The 971-nt window shown below is 59.3% G+C and carries 1 protein-coding gene; it reads left to right on the forward strand.

Features of this window, described 5'->3' with window-relative positions:
* On the forward strand, positions 1-971 hold a 971-nt coding region (locus KJK34_RS14975), incomplete at both ends, for an FIDD domain-containing protein (RefSeq protein ID WP_498366266.1).

Raw genomic sequence — 971 nt, forward strand, 5'->3', positions numbered from 1 at the left:
GCGGCATACTACCTAACCCAGGCCGATGCCCTGTCGGGTAACAACCCGATAGCCAACCCACAGGCCTACACCAACACCACCAGCCCTCAGACCATCTGGGCGGCTGCCATCACCGAGTTCGGCTGCCGCAGCGTAGCCAGCTTCCAGCTGATCGTAAACCCGCTTCCGGCAGTAAACCCTGCCCTGGAAACCTTCTTTGCCTGTGAGGAAATCCCGGGCGAAGGCGAGTTCAACAGCACCACAATCACCCAGTCCATCACTTTAGGCGCCCCAGGCTACCAGGTAACCTATTACCTAAGCCAGGACGATGCCCTTGCCGGCAACGCCAACACCCTTGGCAACCCGTTCACCGCCCCAACCGGCACCATCTATGCCAGGGTAAGGAACGTCCAGACCGGCTGTATCATTATCGTACCGGTAAGCCTTGAAGTCATCCCGGCCCCGATAGCCCCGCAACCCGCCCCGCTGGAAGAATGCGACTTCAACCTTGACCAGGTAGCCGTATTCAACCTGAACCCCGTGCTGCAGGACATCGCCGCACAGCTGGGCAACGTAACCGTAACCATCCACGAGACCGAAAGCGACGCCATATACGACGCCAACCCGATACCGAACACCGGCAGCTACAGCAACATACAGGCACAGACCACAGGCGGCGTGCAAACCCTGTACATCCGCGTGCAGAGCAGCCAGACCGAGTGCTTTGACATTGTAACGTTAGACCTGATCGTACACCCGGTACCGGTAGCCACCGAGCCCGATGACTACCAGCTGTGCGATAACGGCACCAGCGACACCGACGGCATTGCCATATTCGACCTGACCAGCGTGGAAGATGAAGTACTGGGCAACCTTAGCCCGGCCTTCTTTACCGTAAGCTACTACGAAACCCTTGGCGCCGCCCAGCTCGGCACCACCCCGATAACTGCGCCCGGCAGCTACAGCAGCCAGACCCGCACCATCTTTGTAAG

The organism is Flavobacterium coralii, assembly GCF_019891545.1.
GTDB classification, from domain to species: domain Bacteria; phylum Bacteroidota; class Bacteroidia; order Flavobacteriales; family Flavobacteriaceae; genus Flavobacterium; species Flavobacterium coralii.